This is a genomic window from Streptomyces sp. NPDC014861 (assembly GCF_043081625.1).
In the GTDB taxonomy this organism is placed as follows: Bacteria; Actinomycetota; Actinomycetes; order Streptomycetales; family Streptomycetaceae; genus Streptomyces.
In genome coordinates this window covers 1-12,264 of sequence record NZ_JBIBWV010000027.1, presented here as the reverse complement: position 1 = coordinate 12,264, position 12,264 = coordinate 1, and the positions used below count along the sequence as shown (strand labels likewise).

The window sequence follows — 12,264 nt, the reverse complement described above, 5'->3', positions numbered from 1 at the left end:
GCGTCTCTGCTCCGCGCGCCCCCCTGGGGCCGGTGCCCCCGCCGGGCGGGGGCGCCGGTTCAGGCGTCCGCCCTGGCCGTGGCCAGGAGCTCCTCCGCGTGGGCGCGGGCCGTCTCGGAGTCCTCCTGCCCCGCGAGCATGCGGGACAGCTCGCGGACGCGCTCCTCGCCCTCCAGGACGGTGACGCCCGAGCGGGTGACCGAGCCGTCGTTGGTCTTCTCCACCAGCAGCTGGCGATCGGCGAAGGCGGCCACCTGGGGCAGGTGGGTGACGACGACGACCTGCGCGGTGCGCGCGAGCTTGGCGAGGCGGCGGCCGATCTCCACGGCCGCCTTGCCGCCGACACCCGCGTCGACCTCGTCGAAGAGGTACGTCGGCACCGGGTCGACCCCGGCGAAGACGACCTCGACGGCGAGCATCACGCGGGACAGCTCACCACCGGACGCGCCCTTGGCGATCGGCCGCGGCGGGGCACCGGGGTGCGGGGCGAGCAGCAGCTCGACCTCGTCGGCGCCCGCCGGCCCGTACGCCACCCGACGCCCGCCGACCTCGACGCCCGACGCCTCGTCGGCGGCCTCGGTCTGCCGGATGTCGAAGGACACGCGCGCGTGCGGCATGGCGAGCGAGGCCAGCTCGGCGGTGACGGCCCCGGCGAACCGGGCCGCCGCCTCCACCCGCGCGTCGGTGAGCCGCTGCGCGAGGACGGACAGCTCGTCGCGGAGCCGGTCCCGCTCCGCGGTCAGCTCCCCCACCCGGTCGTCGTCCCCGTCGAGCTCCCCGAGCCGCTCGGCGCTCTCCTCCGCCCAGGCCAGGACGGCCCCGACGGACTCGCCGTACTTCCGGGTCAGCTGGGTGAGCGCGGCCCGCCGCTCCTCGACCGCGGCGAGCCGCAGCGGATCGGCGTCCAGGTCGTCGGCGTATCCCGCCAGCTCCTGCGCCACGTCGGCGAGGAGGATGGAGATCTCCCCCATCCGGTCCGCGAGCCCCGCCAGCGCCGGATCGTGCGCCCGCACGCCCTCCAGCGCCCGTCCCGCCCCGGCGACCAGGGTCGTCGCGTCGACGGACTCGGGGTCCTCCGGATTCCCGGCCAGCGCGCCGTGCGCGAGCGCGGCGGCCGAGGCCAGCGCCTCCGCGTGCCCGAGCCGCTCCGCCTCCGCGGCCAGTTCGGTGTCCTCCCCGGCCCGCGGCGCGACCGCCTCGATCTCGGAGAGCCCGAACCGCAGCAGATCGGCCTCCTGGGCTCGCTCACGTGCCCGGGTGGTGATCTCGTCCAGCTCCGCGGCGACGGCCCGCAGCCTCCGGTACACCTCGCCGTAGGCGGCGAGCGGCCCGGACACCGCCTCGCCCGCGTACCGGTCGAGCGCACCGCGCTGCCGGGCGGGCTTCAGCAGGCCCTGCTGGTCGGTCTGGCCGTGGACGGCGACGAGTTCGTCGGCGAGTTCGGCGAGCAGCCCGACGGGCACGGACCGCCCGCCCAGGTGCGCCCGCGAGCGGCCCTCGGCGGAGACCGTACGGGTCACCAGCAGCGCGCCCTCGTCGAGCTCCGCCCCGGCCTCCCGGGCCCGCAGCGCGGCGGGCGCGCCGGGCGGCAGACTGATCCGCCCCTCGACGACCGCCGACCCGGCCCCGATCCGCACCAGGGCCGGATCGGCCCGTCCGCCCAGCAGCAGCCCCAGGCTCGTGACGACCATGGTCTTGCCCGCGCCGGTCTCACCCGTCACCGCGGTGAAGCCGGGCGACAGCTCGACCACCGCGTCGTCGATGACCCCGAGCGACCGTATCCGCATCTCCTCCAGCACGCCCCAGACCATACGAGGTTTCCGTGCCGTGATGCGACATCGCCCCCGACTCGGGCGGTCAGTGGGGCGCGCCCCGCCACCCCGAGACCGGCAGGGCGAACTTGGCGACGAGCCGGTCGGTGAAGGACGCGTGGTGGAGCCGGGCGAGCCGCACGGGGACGGCGCCGCGCCGCACCTCGACGCGCGCGCCGGCGGGCAGCTCCACGGTCCGCCGCCCGTCGCACCACAGCACGCCGTGCGGGGTGTGCGGCTCGACCTCGACGGCGAGCACCGAGTCGGGCGTGGTGACGAGCGGCTTGGCGAAGAGCGCGTGCGCCCCGATCGGCACCATGAGCAGCGCCTCCACCTCGGGCCAGACGACCGGGCCGCCAGCCGAGAAGGCGTACGCGGTGGAGCCGGTCGGCGTCGCGCAGATCACGCCGTCGCAGCCGAAACCGGTGACGGGCCGCCCGTCGATGGCGAGGACCACCTCCAGCATCCGCTCCGGGGACACCTTCTGCACGGCCGCCTCGTTGAGCGCCCAGTCGCGGTGCAGGGCGTCGCCGTTCTGGTAGACGGCGACGTCGAGGGTCATCCGCTCCTCGACCTCGTACGCCTTGGTGACGACCCGGTCGACGACCTTGTCGAGGTCGTCGCGCTCGGCCTCGGCGAGGAAGCCGACCCGCCCCAGGTTGACGCCGAGCATCGGCACGCCGGAGGCGCGGGAGAACTCGGCGCCGCGCAGCAGCGTCCCGTCACCGCCGAGGACGATGATCAGCTCGCAGCCGTCGAGCGCCTCCGGGCAGTGGTCGGGGATCTTCTCCACGGACGGCGGCAGCGGCAGGTCCTCCGCCTCCGCCTCCAGGACGCGGACGCCGATGCCGCTGCGCAGCAGCCCCAGGACGACGAGTTCGGCGCTGCGCACGGCGGCCGGCCGGCCGGTGTGCGCGAGCAGGAAGACGGTGCGTGGTGCCTGTGGTGCCGCTGTCGCTGTCAACGAGGTCCCTCCGCCACGGCGCGGTCGACGTCCGCCGGATCGAGTGCGGGCGCCCCGGCCCGCAGCCACAGAAAGTACTCGACGTTCCCCGACGGCCCGGGCAGCGGGCTGGCGGTGACGCCCGCCACCCCGAGCCCCAGCTCGGCCGCCTGCCGGGCCACGTTCTTCACGGCGTCGGCGCGCAGCTCGGTGCCGCGCACGACCCCGCCGGAGCCGAGCCGGTCCTTGCCCACCTCGAACTGCGGCTTGACCATGAGGACGAGGTCCGCGTCCGGCGCGGTGCAGGCCACCAGGGCGGGCAGCACGAGCCCCAGCGGGATGAAGGAGAGGTCGCCGACGACCAGGTCGGCGGGGACGCCGCCGATCGCGTCGAGGGTCAGCTCGCGCACGTTCGTGCGGTCCTTGACGGTGACCCGCTCGTCGCTCCGGAGCGACCAGGCGAGCTGCCCGTAGCCGACATCGACCGCGACCACGTGCCCGACGCCCGCGCGCAGCAGCACGTCGGTGAAGCCGCCGGTGGAGGCCCCGGCGTCGAGCGCCCGCCGGCCCTCCACCTTCAGCCCGAGGGGGACGAAGGCGTCGAGGGCGCCGGCGAGCTTGTGGCCGCCGCGCGAGACGTAGTCGGGGTCGGAGTCGTCCTGGGCGACGACGATCGCCGCGGCGGTCTCGACCTGGGTGGCGGGCTTGGTGGCGACCGTCTTGCCGACGGTCACCCGGCCCGCGGCGATCAGCTGGCCGGCGTGCTCGCGCGAGCGGGCGAGTTTGCGCCGGACCAGCTCGGCGTCGAGACGGCGGCGTGCCACTCCTGCCACGGTGGGTTCAGCTCCTGGGGTCGTGCGGACGGGACGCGGGGGCGGGACGCGCGTCGAGCGAGGTCAGCTCGGCGCGCAGGCCCCGGTGTACATCCTCGTACACGGCGAGGTGTCCGTCCGCCGGGAGGTGGTCGGCCTCGCCGAGACGCTCGACGAGCGCGTCGACGGCGGGCACCCCGGTGGGCTCCCGGGGGAGCCCCAGCGGGGCGGCCGCGGCGGGCTCGTCCGCCTCCACCGGCCCGCCGCCGTCCACCGGGCCCGTACCGGCCTCCGCCTCCGTCATCGCTTCGCTCATGCCACGACGCTATCGCGAAGCCCTGGGGTACGGTCGACGGCGATGGCGACGATCACGGAGTGCCGCGACGCACTCGACAAGCTGGCGGACAACCTCGCGGGGGCGGACGGCTCGGTCCGGGGCGCGGCCGCGCTCGACCGCACCCTGAGCTGCCACCTCACGGACCTCGACACGACCTTCACCGGCCGGCTCACCGGCGGCCGGATGGTCGTGGAGTCGACGGTGACCGGCCCGCCGCCGGAGAAGGCCCAGATCCGGCTGGCGATGACCGGCGACGATCTGGTCGCGATGGTGGGCGGCGGGCTGAACTTCGCGAAGGCGTGGGCCTCCGGCCGGGTCAGGCTGGAGGCCGGCTTCCGCGATCTGCTGCGGCTGCGCTCACTTCTGTAGCGCCGGCCGCGGGGCGGGCTCCCGCCCCGAGGCCTTGCGCCGGGCCCGCGCCTGCCGCCCGGCCGGTACGACGAGCGGGGTGCCCGTCTCCGGGTCGTCGATGACCTGGCAGCGCAGCCCGAAGACCCGCTCGACCAGCTCGGCGGTGACCACCTCGGACGGCGGGCCCTCCGCGACGACCTCACCGCCGCGCACCGCGATCAGGTGGGTGGCGTACCGGGCCGCGTGGTTGAGGTCGTGCAGGACGGCCACGAGCGTCCGCCCCTGCTCCTCGTGGAGCTCGGCGCAGAGGTCGAGGACGTCGATCTGGTGCTGGATGTCGAGGTACGTGGTCGGCTCGTCGAGCAGCAGCAGCGGCGTCTGCTGGGCCAGGGCCATGGCGATCCACACGCGCTGGCGCTGGCCGCCGGAGAGCTCGTCGACGAACCGGTCGGCCAGTTCGGCGACGCCGGTGGACTCCATGGACTCCCGGACGACCCGCTCGTCCTCGGGCGACCACTGGCGCAGCAGCCCCTGGTGCGGGTAGCGGCCGCGGGCGACGAGGTCGGCGACGGTGATGCCGTCGGGCGCGATGGACGACTGCGGCAGCAGGCCGAGGGCCTTGGCGACCTTCTTCGCCGGCAGCGAGTGGATCGACTGCCCGTCGAGCAGCACCCGGCCCTGCGTCGGCTTGAGCATCCGGGAGAGGGCGCGCAGCAGGGTCGACTTGCCGCAGGCGTTGGGCCCGACGATGACGGTGAAGGAGTTGTCGGGGATCTCGACGGACAGATCGCGGGCGATGACCCGCTGCTCGTACGCGAGGGTGACCGACTCGGCCCCGAGGCGCTGCCGCTGCCGTTCGCTCATGGGCGTGCTCCTGTTGTCCTGGTCCGTGGTGCTGTCGTTCGTGGCACTGTCGGGCGTGGTGCTGTCGTGCGTGGCGCCCCGGTCCGTGGCGCTGCCGTGAGGGGCGCTCCGGTCCGTGGTGCTCCGGTCCGTGGCGCTCGTGTCCGTGGTGCTCCTGCGCGTGGTCACAGCCGGCCCGCCTTGCGTTCGCCGACGAGCAGCCACAGCAGGTAGCAGCCGCCGAGGATGCCGGTGATGACACCCACGGGCAGCGTCCGGTCGCCGAAGGCGTTGCCGGCGATCCAGTCGGCCCCGAGCAGCAGCACGGAGCCCATGGCGGCGGAGACCGCCAGGTTGGGGCCGGGCGCGCGGGTGAGCCCGCGGGCCAGCTGCGGGGCGCTCAGGGAGACGAAGACGATCGGCCCGGCCGCCGAGGTGGCGACGGCGACCAGCAGCACCGCCGAGGCCATGAGGACGATCCGGGTCCGCTCGACCTTCACGCCGAGCGCGTACGCGGCGTCGTCGCCCATCTCCAGCATCCGCAGCGCCCGGCCGTGGCCGAGGATCAGCGGCACCAGGACGCAGCAGACGGCGAGCAGCGGCCAGAACTGGGTCCAGTCGCGCCCTTCGAGGGAGCCGGTCATCCACACGGTGGCGCGGGTGGCGTCCACCAGATCGGCCTTGGTGATGAGGTAGTGGATGACGGAGGTCAGCATGGCGGCGGCGCCGATGCCGACGAGCACCAGCCGGTAGCCGTGCACCCCCCGCTTCCAGGCGAGCAGGTAGATCGCGGCGCCGGTGACGACACCGCCGACGACGGCGCCGAGCGCGGTGGTGACGGCGTCGCCCTGGAAGAGCACGATGACGACGAGCGCGCCGACGGTGGCGCCCTGGCCGAAGCCGATGACGTCGGGGCTGCCGAGCGGGTTGCGGGAGACCGACTGGAAGACGGCCCCGCCGAGGGCGAGCGCGGCGCCGACGAGGATCGCGACCAGGACCCGCGGGAGCCGCAGCTCCATCACGGCGAACTCCTGGACGGCCGTCCCCCGGCCGAGGAGGGTGTCGAACACCTCGCCCGGCGTCATCGGGAAGTCTCCGGTGCCGACGAGGACGACGCCGAGCCCGAGGGCGAGCAGGATCAGCCCGAGGCCGCAGAGCGCGGCCCGCGGCGCGTACCGCACGGAGACTCCGCCGCCGGTCCGCAGGGTCTTCGTGGTCACAGCTGGGCCATCCTCTTGCGGCGTACGAGTCGGATGAAGACGGGCCCGCCGACGAGGGCCGTCACGATGCCGACCTGGAGCTCGGCGGGCCGCACGATGACCCGACCGAGGACGTCGGAGCCGAGCAGCAGCACGGGCGCGAGGACCGCCGCGTACGGCAGGATCCAGCGCATGTCGGGCCCGGTGATCGCGCGGACCATGTACGGCACCATCAGGCCGAGGAAGACGATCGGCCCGCAGGCGGCGGTCGCGGCCCCGCACAGCAGGGTGACGGCGAGCATCGCGACGACCCGGGTCCGGTTGATGCTGACGCCGAGCGCGCGCGCGGAGTCGTCGCCCATCTCCATGGCGTTGAGCGGCCGGGCGATGCCCAGCGCCAGCACGGCGCCGACGAGGATGAACGGCGCGACCCGGCCGACGGTGTCCATGTCGGCCGAGGCCAGCGAGCCGACGGTCCAGAACCGGAGCCGGTCGAGGGCGGCCGAGTTGAGGAGCTGGACGGCGTTGACGAAGCCGTACAGGGCGGCGGTGGCGGCCGTGCCGGCGAGCGCGAGCCGCACCGGGGTGGCACCGCGACTGCCGCCGAGCACGTACACGGCGACGGAGACGACGGCGGCGCCGACGAAGGCGAACCACACGTAGTCCCGGACGTCGGTGACGCCGAGGAAGGCGATGGCCGAGACCACGGCGGCGGACGCGCCCGCGTTGACGCCGAGCAGTCCGGGCTCCGCCAGCGGATTGCGGGTCAGCCCCTGCATCACCGCGCCGGCCAGACCGAGCGCCAGGCCGACCAGCAGCCCGAGCAGCGTGCGCGGCACCCGCACGTCATGGATCACGACGTCGTTGCCGACGCCGCTGTTGTGGAACAGCCCGTGCCACACATCACCCATCGGCACCGGCTTGGCACCGATCATGATGCTGAGGACACAGACAAGCAGCAGGACACCGACGGCGATCAGCAGTCCGACGGCGCGCACGGAGTTGCGGTGCCTCGGGGACTGCGCTGACTTCGCCGGCTCCGCGCTCGCACGGGAGGGACTCTCGACCAACACCCGGTTAGGTTAGCCTACCCAATATTCGACCAGCAGGGGTCGGTGGACCCCCCGCGGGGAGACCACCGACACCGCGCGCGGGACCTACAGCCCGAGCCGGGCCAGAGCCTTCCCCGCGTCCAGCCCGCACGCCCCGGAATCGGCCCGCGTCCACGCCGCCCCGCACAGCGCCCGCAACCCGTCGAGCGCGTCGGACCCGTCCGCGCCCTCCAGCACGAGCGCGTCCCCGCTCACCGAGGCCCGCCACCCGCCGCACCGGAACCCGCCGTCGCCGTCGGCCTCCACCTCCGGCTGCCCGACGAGCAGCCCCCGCAGATCGGCCGCCACATACGTCGGCCGGTGCTCCGGCACCGCCGCGAGCAGCGTCGCCGCGTCGGTGACCCCGGTCAGCACCAGCAGCGAGTCGACACCTCCGCCGAACGCGCCCTCGATGTCGGTGTCCAGCCGGTCCCCGACGACCAGCGGACGCCGCGCCCCGGTCCGCAGCACCGTCTCCCGGTGCATCGGCGGCTGCGGCTTCCCGGCGACCTTCGGCTCGGCCCGCCCGCCGGTCGCGATCCGGACGACCTCGACGGCGGCCCCGTTCCCCGGCGCGATCCCGCGCACGCCCGGGATCGTCAGGTCGGTGTTGGACGCGTACCAGGGCACGCCCCGCCCGATCGCGTACGCCGCCTCCGCGAACCGGCCCCAGCCCAGCTCCGGGCCGCCGTACCCCTGCACGACGGCCACCGGCTCGTCGTCCGCCGACTCGACGGGCACGAGCCCCCGCTCACGCAGCGCCACCCGCAGCCCCTCGCCGCCGACGACGAGCACCCGGGAACCCGCGGGCACGTCCTCGGCGATCAGCCGCGCCACCGCCTGCGCCGAGGTGACGACGTCCTCGGCGGCGGCCGGCACCCCCAGCTCGGTGAGGTGCGCGGCCACCGTGTCCGGTGTCCGCAGCGCGTTGTTCGTCACGTACGCGAGCCGCATCCCCCCGTCCCGCGCCGCGACGAGCGCGTCCACGGCGTACGGGATCGCCGCTCCGCCCGCGAAGTACACGACCCCGTCGAGATCCAGCAGTGCCGTGTCGTACGCCGTGCTCAGCGCGACCGCGCTGCCGCCGGGCCTGCTCCGTCCCGTCCGCCGCTCCTGGCCGTCTCGCGCCATGACCACCCGCTCCTCACTCACCGCCGCTACTCCCCCGATCATCGCTCATCGTCCCCGCGCGCCTACCATGACGAGATGAACTCCTCAGGTCACGCGGCCATCGACGTCCGCGACGACACCGCGGGACTGCGTCTGCATCCGTTCCGCGGGATCCGGTACGTCCCCGAGCGGGTCGGCAGCCTCGCGGCCGTCACGTCCCCGCCCTACGACGTCGTCGTACGACCTGACGGACTGCTCCACCTGGAGTCCGCCGACCCCCACAACATCGTCCGGCTGATCCTCCCGCAGGCCGTCACGGCGGGCACCCGCCACCGCAAGGCGGCGGTGACGCTGGACCGCTGGCTGGCCGACGGCGTCCTCGCCCCCGACCCGAGCCCCGCGCTGTACGTGTACGAGCAGCAGGGCGACGGCATCCTCCAGCGCGGCATCATCGGCGCCCTCGAACTGACCACGCCCGACGAGGGAGTCGTCCTCCCGCACGAGGACGTCATGCCGCACGTCGTCGAGGACCGCGCCGCCCTGATGCGCACCACGGCCGCGAACCTGGAGCCGCTGCTCCTCACCTACCCGGGCACCGGCGACGGCGCGGACGCGGTCGTGGAGCGCGCGATCCTGCGCGAGCCGCTCCTGGCGACGACGACGGAGGACGGCTTCCACCACCGCCTGTGGGCGGTCACGGACCCGGCCGAGCTGGCGGCGGCCACCTCCGAACTCGCCCGCCACCAGGCGCTGATCGCCGACGGGCACCACCGCTGGGCGACGTATCTGCGGCTCCGTGACGAGCACCCGGCGCCGGGCCCGTGGAACCAGGGCCTGGTGCTGCTCATCGACACCGTCCGCTATCCGCTGCGGGTCCGCGCGATCCACCGCCTCCTGAGCCGGCTGCCGGTGGCGGACGCGCTGGAGGCCGTCGGGGACGCCTTCCGGGTCCGGCGTCTCGAACGCCCCCTGCCGGAGGCCCTGGAGGCCCTGGCCGGGGCCGCCGCCGAGGGGAACGCCTTCCTGCTGGCGGGCGACGGCGCCTTCCACCTCCTGGACCGCCCGGACCCGGCCCTGCTGGCCCGCACGGTCCGCGCCGACCGCCCGGAGGCATGGCGCACCCTGGACGCGACGGTCCTCCACGCCACGCTTCTGGAGCACGTCTGGCGCGTACCGGACGCTCCGGACGACATCGCCTACATCCACGACACGGCGGCGGCCGTCGACCAGGCCGAGCGCCGGGGCGGCACGGCGGTCCTGATGCACCCGGTACGCGAGGAGGTCGTCCGCGACCTGGCCCGCCAGGGCGTCACGATGCCCCGCAAGTCGACGTCGTTCGGCCCCAAGCCGGCGACGGGCCTGGTCCTGCGCAGCCTGGCCCTGGACTGACGGGGAGAAACGACGAAGGGCGGCACCCACCGGGTGCCGCCCTTCCTCATGTCACGGAGCCTCAGCGCCGCTCGTCGTCCTCGTCGGCGTCGGCGTGGGCGTCACCGTCGTCCTCGGCGTCGTCCGCCTCGTCCGCCTCGTCACCGTCGACACCGGCCTCGGCGTCGTCCCGGTCCTCGGCCTCGTCGTCGGACTCGTCGAAGGCGTCGACGAACTCGACCCCGTCCAGCTCGGCGAGCCGGTCGGAGGCGTCCGTGGCGCCGTCCTTGTCGGCCTCCAGGGCCTTCGCGAACCACTCCCGCGCCTCCTGCTCCCGCCCGGCGGCGAGCAGGGCGTCGGCGTAGGCGTAGCGCAGCCGCGCGGTCCACGGGTGGTTGGCGCTGGACGCGAGCTCGGGGCTCTGCAGGGTCACGATGGCGGCCTCAAGCTGCCCCATGTCCCGGCGGGCGCCGGCGGCGACGAGCCGCATCTCGACCTGGCCGGCCTTGTCGAGCTTCTGCACCTCGGGCTCGCCGGCCATGGCGAGCGCCCGCTCGGGCCGGCCGAGACCGCGCTCGCAGTCGGCCATGACGGGCCACAGGTCCACGCCACCGCTCATCCGGCGGGCGGCCCGGAACTCGGCCAGTGCCTCGGAGTACTTCTGGTTGGCGTACGCGGCGAAGCCGGCGGCCTCGCGGACGGCGGCGACGCGCGAGGCGAGCCGCAGCGCGACACGGGAGTAGCCGTACGCCTTCTCCGGGTCCTCGTCAATCAGCTGCGCGACCATGACGAGGTTGCGGGCGACGTCGTCGGCGAGCCCCTTGGGCAGGCTCATCAGCTCCTGGCGCACATCGGGGTCGATCTCCTCACCGGTGACCTCCGGCGGGATCGGCAGGCGCTTGATGGGCGGGCGGTCGCTCCGCTCGCCCCGGTCGTCACGGCGCCCGAAGCCACCCCGGTCGTCCCGCCCGCGGTACCCACCACGGTCGTCCCGGCCCCGGAAGCCGCCGCCACCGCGGTTGTCGTCACGGCGGAAGCCGCCACCGCCCCGGCTGTCGTCCCGACGGAACGACGAGGGACGCTCGTCACGCCGGTCGTCCCGCCGGAAGCCACCACCGCGGTTGTCGTCACGACGGTCGAACGAGGGGCGGTCGTCGCGCCGGTCGTCGCGCGGGAAGGAAGGACGGTCATCACGGCGGAAGGACGAGGGACGCTGGTCGCCACCACGGTCGTCGCGACGGAACCCGCCGCCACCACCACGGTTGTCGTCACGCCGGTCGTCGCGGCGGAAGCCGCCACCGCGCTGGTCTCCACCACGGTCGTCACGACGGAACCCACCACCACCACGGTTGTCGTCCCGGCGGAAGCCGCCGCCGCGCTGGTCGCCGCCGCGGTCGTCCCGACGGAAGCCGCCACCACGGTTGTCGTCACGGCGGTCGTCGCGACGGTCGTCACGGCGGTCATCGCGCGGGAAGGAGGGACGGTCGTCACGGCGGAAGCCGCCACCGCGCTGGTCTCCACCACGGTCGTCACGACGGAACCCGTCACGCCGGTCGTCGCGCGGGAAGGAAGGACGGTCATCACGGCGGAAGGACGAGGGACGCTGGTCCCCGCCACGGTCGTCGCGGCGGAAGCCGCCACCGCGCTGGTCTCCACCACGGTCGTCACGACGGAACCCGCCACCACCACGGTTGTCGTCCCGACGGAAGCCGCCGCCGCGCTGGTCGCCGCCGCGGTCGTCCCGACGGAAGCCGCCACCACGGTTGTCGTCGCGACGGTCGTCACGGCGGTCATCGCGCGGGAAGGAGGGACGGTCGTCCCGACGGTAACCGCCGCCGCGCTGGTCCCCGCCGCGGTCGTCGCGACGGAACCCGCCGCCACCACCACGGTTGTCGTCACGCCGGTCGTCGCGGCGGAAGCCGCCACCGCGCTGGTCTCCACCACGGTCGTCACGACGGAACCCACCGCCACCACCGCCACCGCGCTGGTCGCCACCGCGGTCGTCGCGGCGGTAACCGCCGGCGCCACCGCCGCGGTTGTCGTCGCGACGGAAGCCGCCACCACGGTTGTCGTCGCGACGGGGCCCACGGAAGCCGCCCCGGTCGCCACCGGCACCGTCCCGGCGACGCGGCTCGCGCTCCGGACGGTCGTCGGGAGAGTTGGTGGACATCGGTGTGACTCCTGTCTTCGGGTACTGCAGTCATTCTCGCGCAGCCGGCACCCGGCCGCGCTTCGGAAAAAGTCGAGCAAAAAACAAAAGGACCCCTGGTCCCAGCGTGAACGCTGGGACCAGGGGTCCTGAAGAATTGTTCGGCGGTGTCCTACTCTCCCACAGGGTCCCCCCTGCAGTACCATCGGCGCTGAAAGGCTTAGCTTCCGGGTTCGGAATGTAACCGGGC

12 protein-coding genes and 1 rRNA gene are annotated in these 12,264 nt (G+C 74.5%); 2 read left to right on the top strand and 11 right to left on the bottom strand.

The features are described from left to right. Positions 1–59: 59 nt before the first annotated feature. Genes recN through ACF1BN_RS32895 form a run of 4 tightly spaced genes read right to left on the bottom strand, consistent with a single transcriptional unit; the run spans position 60 to position 3,882 of the window. Positions 60–1,811, bottom strand: a complete 1,752-nt coding sequence (recN, locus tag ACF1BN_RS32910; RefSeq protein ID WP_392335247.1) for a DNA repair protein RecN — start codon at positions 1,809–1,811, stop codon at positions 60–62. A gap of 46 nt (positions 1,812–1,857) precedes the next feature. Continuing rightward, complete coding sequence (locus ACF1BN_RS32905) at positions 1,858–2,775, bottom strand: NAD kinase (RefSeq protein WP_392335246.1); 918 nt, start codon at positions 2,773–2,775, stop codon at positions 1,858–1,860. After that, positions 2,772–3,587: a TlyA family RNA methyltransferase gene (locus ACF1BN_RS32900; RefSeq protein ID WP_392335245.1), complete on the bottom strand. Its 816-nt coding sequence runs from the start codon at positions 3,585–3,587 to the stop codon at positions 2,772–2,774. The genes ACF1BN_RS32905 and ACF1BN_RS32900 overlap by 4 nt, the downstream gene beginning before the upstream one ends. Before the next feature lie 7 nt (positions 3,588–3,594). Beyond that, a complete protein-coding gene (locus tag ACF1BN_RS32895) occupies positions 3,595–3,882 on the bottom strand; it encodes a hypothetical protein (protein ID WP_392335244.1) in 288 nt (95 codons plus the stop codon). A 42-nt stretch (positions 3,883–3,924) separates the two neighbouring features. On the opposite strand from ACF1BN_RS32895, the gene ACF1BN_RS32890 reads away from it, so the two are divergent. Next, positions 3,925–4,272 carry an SCP2 sterol-binding domain-containing protein gene (locus ACF1BN_RS32890; RefSeq protein ID WP_392335243.1) on the top strand — a complete coding sequence of 116 codons (348 nt, stop codon included), beginning with the start codon at positions 3,925–3,927 and terminating at the stop codon, positions 4,270–4,272. On the opposite strand, the gene ACF1BN_RS32885 is transcribed toward ACF1BN_RS32890, so the two are convergent. From ACF1BN_RS32885 to ACF1BN_RS32870, 4 genes are all read right to left on the bottom strand, one after another. Then, on the bottom strand, positions 4,261–5,118 hold the full coding sequence (locus ACF1BN_RS32885; protein WP_392335242.1) for an ABC transporter ATP-binding protein: 858 nt from the start codon (positions 5,116–5,118) through the stop codon (positions 4,261–4,263). The two genes, ACF1BN_RS32890 and ACF1BN_RS32885, sit on opposite strands and share 12 nt — an antisense overlap. Positions 5,119–5,282: 164 nt before the next feature. Beyond that, entirely contained in the window at positions 5,283–6,317 is a 1,035-nt protein-coding gene (locus ACF1BN_RS32880) for a FecCD family ABC transporter permease (RefSeq protein WP_392335241.1), read from the bottom strand. Beyond that, complete coding sequence (locus tag ACF1BN_RS32875) at positions 6,314–7,273, bottom strand: FecCD family ABC transporter permease (protein WP_392335327.1); 960 nt, start codon at positions 7,271–7,273, stop codon at positions 6,314–6,316. Before ACF1BN_RS32875 ends, ACF1BN_RS32880 begins: the two co-directional genes overlap by 4 nt. Positions 7,274–7,453: 180 nt before the next feature. Beyond that, entirely contained in the window at positions 7,454–8,518 is a 1,065-nt protein-coding gene (locus ACF1BN_RS32870) for an HAD hydrolase-like protein (protein ID WP_392335240.1), read from the bottom strand. A 75-nt stretch (positions 8,519–8,593) separates the two neighbouring features. On the opposite strand from ACF1BN_RS32870, the gene ACF1BN_RS32865 reads away from it, so the two are divergent. Beyond that, positions 8,594–9,886: a DUF1015 family protein gene (locus tag ACF1BN_RS32865; protein WP_392335239.1), complete on the top strand. Its 1,293-nt coding sequence runs from the start codon at positions 8,594–8,596 to the stop codon at positions 9,884–9,886. A gap of 61 nt (positions 9,887–9,947) precedes the next feature. On the opposite strand, the gene ACF1BN_RS32860 is transcribed toward ACF1BN_RS32865, so the two are convergent. From ACF1BN_RS32860 to rrf, 3 genes are all read right to left on the bottom strand, one after another. Further along, the gene (locus tag ACF1BN_RS32860; RefSeq protein WP_392335238.1) at positions 9,948–10,715 is read right to left on the bottom strand and encodes a hypothetical protein; all 768 of its coding nucleotides are present in this window, start codon (positions 10,713–10,715) and stop codon (positions 9,948–9,950) included. Next, positions 10,700–11,953: a hypothetical protein gene (locus ACF1BN_RS32855; RefSeq protein ID WP_392335237.1), complete on the bottom strand. Its 1,254-nt coding sequence runs from the start codon at positions 11,951–11,953 to the stop codon at positions 10,700–10,702. Before ACF1BN_RS32855 ends, ACF1BN_RS32860 begins: the two co-directional genes overlap by 16 nt. Before the next feature lie 220 nt (positions 11,954–12,173). Beyond that, a 5S ribosomal RNA gene (gene rrf / locus ACF1BN_RS32850) occupies positions 12,174–12,264 on the bottom strand; the annotation flags it as partial.